A 7,657-nucleotide genomic window follows, 5' to 3' on the forward strand; every position below is an offset into this window, starting at 1 on the left:
CATGCCGCTTGTGATTCTGGCTGTTGTCAGCCTGATTGCCATGGTGCTGTCTGTGGGCATTGGCAGTGTCAGCGTGACTCCCGGAGAGGTCGCTGCAGTCATCTTCGGTGAAGGGAGCAATCTTCAGCAAACCCTGGTGTTGGAGCTCCGTCTTCCCCGAACACTCGCAGCCTTTGCCACCGGCGGTCTTCTGGCGGTGGCCGGGGCGCTGATGCAGGTACTCCTTCGCAATCCACTGGCAGACCCCTATGTGCTCGGCCTTTCTGGCGGCGCTGCTGTGGGTGCGCTGTTGGCAATGCTGGCGGGCCTGGGTGGTTTGATCGTTTCCGGTTCGGCGTTTGCCGGTGCCATGCTGGCTACCTTAATGGTGTTCGGTCTTGCTCACGGTACCGGCAGCTGGACGCCGTCGCGTTTACTGCTGACCGGAGTGGTTGTCGCTGCCGGCTGGGGTGCGGTGATTACCCTGATGCTGGCCGTCAGCCCGGCCCAGCGTCTGCCCGGCATGCTGTACTGGTTGATGGGAGACGTATCCTATGCGCGCTCACCCTGGCCGGCGTTGGCGCTCCTTTTTCTGGTCTGCCTGCTGGTGGTGCCACTGGGTCGCAGTCTTAACGTACTGGCCCGCGGCCCCATGCAGGCTGCGGCCCTCGGGGTGTCAGTGCGGCCATTGGAGTGGACGATCTATATCCTCGCCAGTCTGCTCACCGCCACCGCGGTGACCATGGCTGGTAGCATCGGATTTGTGGGCCTGGTGGTGCCTCATATGTTGCGGCTGGTGCTGGGTAACGACCAGCGCCTGATCCTGCCCGCCTGCGCCCTGGCTGGTGGCACACTGCTGGTGCTGGCGGATACCCTGGCTCGCGTTGTTATCGCACCTGAGCAGTTACCGGTAGGGGTGATTACCGCTCTGCTGGGTGTGCCCACCTTCCTTTACCTGCTGTACCGGAGCCGCTGATGAACCCGTTACAGGCACGAGAGCTGATAATCGATATTCCCGGGCGGGAGGACGGCAAGGCGCTGAATTTCACCATAGAGCCCGGACAGATGTGGGGTGTGCTGGGCCCGAATGGTGCTGGCAAGACGACCTTGCTGCATACCCTCGCCGGCCTGCTGGAGCCGCGTCACGGGTCGGTTCTCCTTGGCGGGAGCTCGCTGAATGAGATAAAGCGCCGGCAGATATCCCGTCAACTGGGGCTGGTATTCCAGGAGAGGCAAGACGGTTTCCCCGCCACCGTTATGGAAACCGCCCTGATCGGTCGCCACCCGTGGCTGTCTCCCTGGCAGATGGAATCCGGAGATGATGAGCGCTTTGCGCGGCAGGCCCTTGAGCAACTGGATGTCGCCCACCTGAGTGATCGCCTGGTGAACACACTCTCCGGCGGTGAGCGACAGCGCGTGGCTATTGCCACAGTTCTTACCCAGGCGCCTGATACCTGGCTGCTGGATGAGCCAACCAATCATCTGGACCTTCATCATCAGGTGGCAGTATTGCAGCTGCTGACCGAGCAGGCCCGGAGTGGTCGCTCCGTGTTTATGTGCCTGCATGACCTCAATCTGGCGGCCCGATGGTGTGATCACCTGTTATTACTCTTCCCCAATGGCGAAGCATGCTGGGGACCAGCAAAGCAAATGCTCGTGCCAGCCGCACTTGAAAGACTTTACGACCAGGAATTGCTGACAGTGGAGGTGGATGGTGCACCACTATTCGTACCCAAGAAGGCTCAGTAAGAAGCTGGAAGCTGTGGTTGGGAACCCCCTTCCGGGACCGTCAAAAACATGGATGTTTTTGTCGAGCGTACAGGGACGTATTCACAGCGTGTCCCGGAAGGGGAATCCAGACCGCTGCATACTCCCATTTATGCGGACAAGGTGGCACTGATGAAAGCGACCGTTTCAGCTGCGATGATTACAGCCCCCGGCTCCGGCCAGGGGAAATCCATGGTAACCGCTGCCCTGGCGAGACTGCACCGGAATGCCGGGCGTACAGTGCGGGTATTCAAACATGGGCCGGACTATCTGGATCCCATGGTGCTGGAAGTCGCATCTGGCCAGCCGGTGTACCAGTTGCACCCGTGGATGACCGGAGAGCAAGAGTGTCGCTGGCGGTTGGTCGAAGCTGCGCAGGACGCGGACCTGATTCTGGTGGAAGGTTCCATGGGTTTGTTTGACGGTGACCCCTCCAGTGCAGATCTGGCCAAGCTCATGGGTATTCCTGCTTTACCGGTGATTGATGCCCGGGGGATGGCTCAAACGTTCGGCGCACTAGCTCTGGGGTTGGCAAGTTTCGACCCGGATTTGCCTGTTCGTCAGGTGATCGCTAACCGAATTGGCAGTTCACGCCACGGGGACATGCTGCGAGAAAGCCTGCCGGAAGGCATTGAATTGCTGGGGGCGGTTCCCCGCAGCGAGGCTATGAATATTCCGGACCGGCACCTGGGGCTGGTGCAGGCGGGGGAGCTGGGTGATCTGGACCAGCGCCTGGATGCCGCTGCTGAGGTGCTGACCGAGGCCGGGCTGGAGGGCTTACCGCTTCCGGTTACGCTGGAAGCTGAGAAGCCGGAGCTCCCGCCACAGTTATTGAATGGTGTTCGCATCGCCATCGCACGGGATGCAGCATTCAGCTTTATTTACCGAGCCAATCTGGACCTGTTGCGAGCCATGGGCGCAGAACTGGCGTTCTTCTCCCCGCTGGCGGACTCTGAATTGCCAGAGGTCGACGCACTCTGGCTGCCTGGCGGGTACCCGGAGTTGCACGGAGCCACTCTGGCCAGCAACAAACCGATGCTGGAGGCTATTCGCAACCACTACAAGGCCAGTAAACCCATGCTGGCGGAATGCGGTGGGCTGATGGCCTGTGTGGAAGAACTAATGGATCACGACGGTCAGACCCACAAATTGCTGGGGTTGATGCCGGGACGGGCGAGTATGGCCGGCCGTCTGCAGGCGTTGGGCCTGCAGAGCCTGAACACCGATCAGGGGCAGTTGCGGGGCCATACCTATCATCACTCCCGATTGGAGACGGAATGGCAGCCACTGGCCAGAACCCGGAAGGTCGCCGGCACGGAAGCGGAACCGGTGTATAGCCACAATGGATTAGTAGCCAGCTACTTCCATGGTTATTTCCCGTCTGCCCCTGAATTGGTGGCCGGAATTTTTCGCGGGCAGGTCATCCGCCCGCTCACAGACAAGGAGCCCGACCATGCGTGAACGCGCCAAAAATCCCGAACGCCATGCCCGCCGCATGGAAGCCAAACAGAAAATCATGAAGGATCGCATCGCCCGTGCCCAGAAAGAGCAGGGTGTCTTGCTGGTTCTTACCGGCCCCGGCAAGGGCAAGAGCAGCTCCGGCTTTGGCATGGTGGCCCGGGCTCTGGGCCATGGTATGAAAGTCGGCATCGTCCAGTTCATCAAGGGTGCGTTCAGCACTGGCGAGGAAGCCTTCTTCCGGGACCTGCCCAACGTGGACTACCACGTGATGGGCCAGGGCTACACCTGGGAAACCAAGAACCGGGAGCAGGATGTGGAAGCCGCCAACGCTGCCTGGGATATGGCCAGCGCCATGCTCAAGGACGAAAGCTACGACCTGATCCTGCTGGACGAGCTCAATATCGCCCTGAAATACGACTACATCGACCTGGACCGGGTGCTGGATGACCTGCAGGGCCGGCCGGAGATGCAGCATGTGGTGATCACCGGCCGATCTGCGCCGGCGGAACTGGTGGACCTGGCAGACACAGTGACGGAAATGGCTGTGGTCAAGCACGCCTTCAAGGATCAGGGCGTAAAAGCCCAGAAAGGCGTAGAACTGTAACAGGCCAGAACCCATGACCACACTGATGATACAGGGCACCACCTCCGACGCTGGCAAGACCACGGTAGTGGCTGCCCTTTGCAGGTGGCTGGCACGGCAGGGTGTTTCCGTGGCCCCGTTCAAGCCCCAGAACATGGCCCTGAACAGTGCGGTGACGGTGGATGGTGGTGAAATCGGCCGCTCCACCGCGCTACAGGCCCTGGCCTGTGGTCTGGAGCCCCACAGCGACATGAATCCGGTGCTGCTAAAACCCCAGAGTGACCGTGGTGCCCAGGTGATCCTGCGGGGCAGGGTCCATGGCAATATGGATGCGCTGGACTACCACGCCTATAAGGCGGAGGCGATGACCTCGGTAATGGATGCATGGCGGGATCTGAGCGCACGTTACGAGGTGATCATTGCTGAAGGTGCGGGCAGCCCCGCCGAGATCAATCTCCGCACCAACGACATCGCCAACATGGGGTTTGCGGAAGCAGCGGACTGCCCGGTGCTGTTAGTCGGAGATATCGACAAGGGCGGCGTATTCGCGCAACTGGTAGGCACCCTGGAACTGATCTCCGACAGCGAACGGGCCCGCACCAGGGGCTTTATCATCAACCGCTTCCGCGGCGACATAGCCCTGCTGGAACCGGGCCTGGACTGGCTGGCCGAGCGCACCGGAAAACCTGTGACCGGCGTGTTGCCATACCTGCACGGATTGGTGATTGATGCTGAAGACAGTGTGGGCACCAGCGGAAGCAGTGAAGTCGGCGCGCTGAATGTGATCGTTCCGGTACTGCCGCGAATTAGCAATCACAATGATTTTGATCCCCTGCGGCTGCATCCCGGCGTCAACCTGCAATTCATCGGCCCCGACCAGCCCATCCCGCCCGCGGACCTGATCATTCTGCCTGGTAGTAAAAGTACCCGTCATGATCTGCAGTGGCTGAAATTCCAGGGTTGGCCCGAGGCGATCCGCAAGCATTTACGCTATGGCGGCAAGGTGCTCGGCCTCTGCGGAGGCTTTCAGATGCTGGGCCGGGAAGTGCTGGATCCGGACGGGTTGGAAGGCGAGGCCGGCCACACCGAAGCACTGGGCCTGCTGGATATGACTACGCGGATGGTTGCCGGTAAGCAATTGAAAGATGTAGCTGGTGTTCTCTGCCTTGGGGTGGGCACATCAGCCTTGTCCGGCTATGAAATGCATAATGGCGTTACCAACGGGCCCGCCCTGGAGCGTCCGCTGGCGATGCTGGACGGGAGGCCTGATGGCGCTATCAGTGAAGATGACCAGGTGATGGGCACTTACGTACACGGTATTTTTGATGAACCAGCAGCAGCCAGCGAGATACTGCAGTGGGCCGGCCTGCGTCCGCAAGGCCAGGCAGTGGACTACAACGCCCATCGACTGGAGCAACTGGACCGGCTGGCAGATCTCGTGGAGGACTGTCTGAATATTGATTTGCTGAACAATTTGCTGGGACTGACGCGGAAAGCACCAGGGGAAAAGAATGAACAAGAATAAAAGCGACGCCACAGACCATAATCGCCCCTTCAGCGACAAAGAGGCGAAGGGCCTTTACCGCGCAATCCATGAACGGCGGGATGTACGCTCGCAGTTTCTTCCCGACCCGATTCCCCCCGATGTGCTTGCTCGCCTGCTTGGTGCAGCGCATCACGCCCCTTCTGTCGGATTTATGCAGCCCTGGGATTTTATCGTGATTGACAGTACGGACGTGCGCCAGGCTGTCCTTTCGATCTTCGAAAAAGAGAACCGGAAAGCGGCAGAAAACTACCAGGGTGATCGAAATACACAGTATAAAAGCCTCAAGCTTCAGGGCATTCTCGAGAGCCCCGTTAACCTCTGCATCACCTGCGACCGAAGCCGTGGCGGCACCCATGTTCTGGGGCGTAATTCAATTGTGGAAACGGATTTGTTCAGCACCTGCCTCGCCGTACAGAATTTCTGGCTTGCAGCCAGGGCGGAGGGTATCGGAGTGGGCTGGGTGAGCATTCTGGATCAGGATGAGCTGGCCAGCACACTGAATCTGCCAGAACACGTATATCCGTTGGCTTACCTGTGTCTCGGTTATGTGAGCGAATTTCTTGATCAACCCGAACTTGAGAAAAAGGGCTGGCGCTCGCGTTTGCCATTGTCGGACCTGGTCCACGGGAACTCCTGGGGGGAGCCGTTGACCGAACAGGCATTAGATGCACAGATCAGGAAAGGTTAAAGTGGGGGCCCTCGGGTTGCCGGGTGACGGTTTATGGATTTAGATGAGGTAGCGGTATGAAAGTCGCGGACAAGGTACGCTCACCCTGTGTGAGCATCTGCGCTCTGGATGACCAGGATATGTGTGTCGGTTGTCATCGTACCGGGGATGAAATTACCCGTTGGTCTTCAATGAGCAACGAAGAACGCCTTGAAGTGCTGCAAAAGGTCGCCGAGCGTGAACGCAAGGCTTTGATTTAAAGATTGGGCATTTATCGATATCACAGACAGGCAAGAAAATGACTGACACCATTCGGATAGGTACTCCGCTGAAAGAAAACGCCTTCAGGGTGCTCTTTTGTGGCTCCGGGGAACTGGGTAAGGAAGTGGTCATCGAACTTCAACGATTTGGCGTTGAGGTCATCGCGGTTGATCGCTACGCCAATGCTCCGGCCATGCAGGTTGCCCACCGCAGCCACGTTGTCGATATGCTGGACGGGAAGGCACTCCGTCGTATTATCGAGGCGGAAAAACCGGACCTGATTGTGCCGGAAATCGAAGCCATCGCCACACCGGAACTGGTCAAGCTGGAGGCGGAAGGCTATCAGGTGATTCCCACGGCACGGGCAGTGAACCTGACCATGAACCGGGAAGGTATCCGGCGCCTGGCTGCTGAAGAACTTGGGCTTGCCACATCATCTTACCGATTCGCAGAGTCGAAAGAGGATTATCTCGCAGCGGTCGATGCCATCGGGCTGCCCCTGGTGGTAAAGCCGGTGATGAGCTCCTCCGGTAAGGGGCAGAGCACGGTTAAATCCCCCGATGATATTGAAGCTGCCTGGGACTATGCCCAGACAGGGGGCCGCGCCGGTAAGGGCAGGGTGATTGTTGAAGGCTTTGTAGACTTTGATTACGAAATTACCCTGCTGACCGTAAAGCACCGTGATGGCATCTCTTTCTGTGAACCGATCGGACATCGTCAGGAAGACGGGGATTACCGGGAATCCTGGCAGCCCCAGCCGATGAGTGAGAAAGCCCTGGCCCGTTCCCGGGAAATCGCGGAGGCGGTGGCCAGCAATCTCGGTGGCTATGGCGTCTACGGGGTGGAGCTGTTTGTAAAGGGTGACGAGGTGTGGTTTTCGGAAGTGTCGCCGCGCCCCCATGATACCGGGTTGGTGACACTGGTATCCCAGGACCTGTCGGAATTCGCATTGCACGCCCGTGCGATCCTGGGGCTACCAATACCTGCGATACGCCAGCAGGGGCCGTCGGCTTCCGCAGTAATATTGCCTGAGGGAGATTCGGATGCCGTGGCCTACTCGGGGCTTGAAAAAGCCCTGGCCGAACCCGATATCTTTCTCAGGTTATTCGGCAAACCGGAACTGAGAGGACGCCGCCGGATGGGTGTGGCTCTTGCCACAGGTAGTTCCATTGCCGAGGCGAGGGAAAAGGCGACCAGGGCAGCGGCCGCCGTAAAAACCGAGCTTTGACGGTAATTCGTCGGCTTTCCGAAAAAGTTATAACGAACCGTTGACACCTCGAGTGAGCTCTGTAGAATACGCATCTCGTTCGAGGGACACGCCACTGAGGCGGGTCAGAAATCGAACGACAACCGTTTGATTTAGTTGAAGAATTCGAGTTTTTAAATTCTTCAG

The 7,657-nt window shown here is 58.8% G+C and carries 8 protein-coding genes; all 8 read left to right on the forward strand.

Translation table 11 applies throughout. From position 1 onward, the window contains the following. The first annotated feature begins 1 nt into the window (after position 1). The 8 genes from FDP08_RS19230 to purT all read left to right on the forward strand — a co-directional run bounded on the left by FDP08_RS19230 (position 2) and on the right by purT (position 7,492). Entirely contained in the window at positions 2–955 is a 954-nt protein-coding gene (locus FDP08_RS19230) for a FecCD family ABC transporter permease (protein ID WP_137437884.1), read from the forward strand. After that, positions 955–1,728, forward strand: coding sequence for an ABC transporter ATP-binding protein (locus FDP08_RS19235; RefSeq protein ID WP_137437885.1), 774 nt, complete (start codon positions 955–957; stop codon positions 1,726–1,728). Before FDP08_RS19230 ends, FDP08_RS19235 begins: the two co-directional genes overlap by 1 nt. Positions 1,729–1,878: 150 nt before the next feature. Further along, the gene (locus FDP08_RS19240) at positions 1,879–3,207 is read left to right on the forward strand and encodes a cobyrinic acid a,c-diamide synthase CobB (RefSeq protein ID WP_137437886.1); all 1,329 of its coding nucleotides are present in this window, start codon (positions 1,879–1,881) and stop codon (positions 3,205–3,207) included. Next, positions 3,200–3,811, forward strand: coding sequence for a cob(I)yrinic acid a,c-diamide adenosyltransferase (gene cobO, locus FDP08_RS19245; RefSeq protein ID WP_137437887.1), 612 nt, complete (start codon positions 3,200–3,202; stop codon positions 3,809–3,811). The genes FDP08_RS19240 and cobO overlap by 8 nt, the downstream gene beginning before the upstream one ends. A 13-nt stretch (positions 3,812–3,824) precedes the next feature. Further along, on the forward strand, positions 3,825–5,315 hold the full coding sequence (locus FDP08_RS19250; RefSeq protein WP_137437888.1) for a cobyric acid synthase: 1,491 nt from the start codon (positions 3,825–3,827) through the stop codon (positions 5,313–5,315). Beyond that, positions 5,302–6,024: a 5,6-dimethylbenzimidazole synthase gene (gene bluB, locus FDP08_RS19255; RefSeq protein ID WP_137437889.1), complete on the forward strand. Its 723-nt coding sequence runs from the start codon at positions 5,302–5,304 to the stop codon at positions 6,022–6,024. The genes FDP08_RS19250 and bluB overlap by 14 nt, the downstream gene beginning before the upstream one ends. A gap of 56 nt (positions 6,025–6,080) precedes the next feature. Further along, a complete protein-coding gene (locus FDP08_RS19260) occupies positions 6,081–6,263 on the forward strand; it encodes a DUF1289 domain-containing protein (protein WP_137437890.1) in 183 nt (60 codons plus the stop codon). Between the two features lie 38 nt (positions 6,264–6,301). Continuing rightward, on the forward strand, positions 6,302–7,492 hold the full coding sequence (gene purT, locus FDP08_RS19265; RefSeq protein ID WP_137437891.1) for a formate-dependent phosphoribosylglycinamide formyltransferase: 1,191 nt from the start codon (positions 6,302–6,304) through the stop codon (positions 7,490–7,492). Positions 7,493–7,657: the final 165 nt, after the last annotated feature.

Source organism: Marinobacter panjinensis (assembly GCF_005298175.1).
Lineage (GTDB): Bacteria > Pseudomonadota > Gammaproteobacteria > Pseudomonadales > Oleiphilaceae > Marinobacter > Marinobacter panjinensis.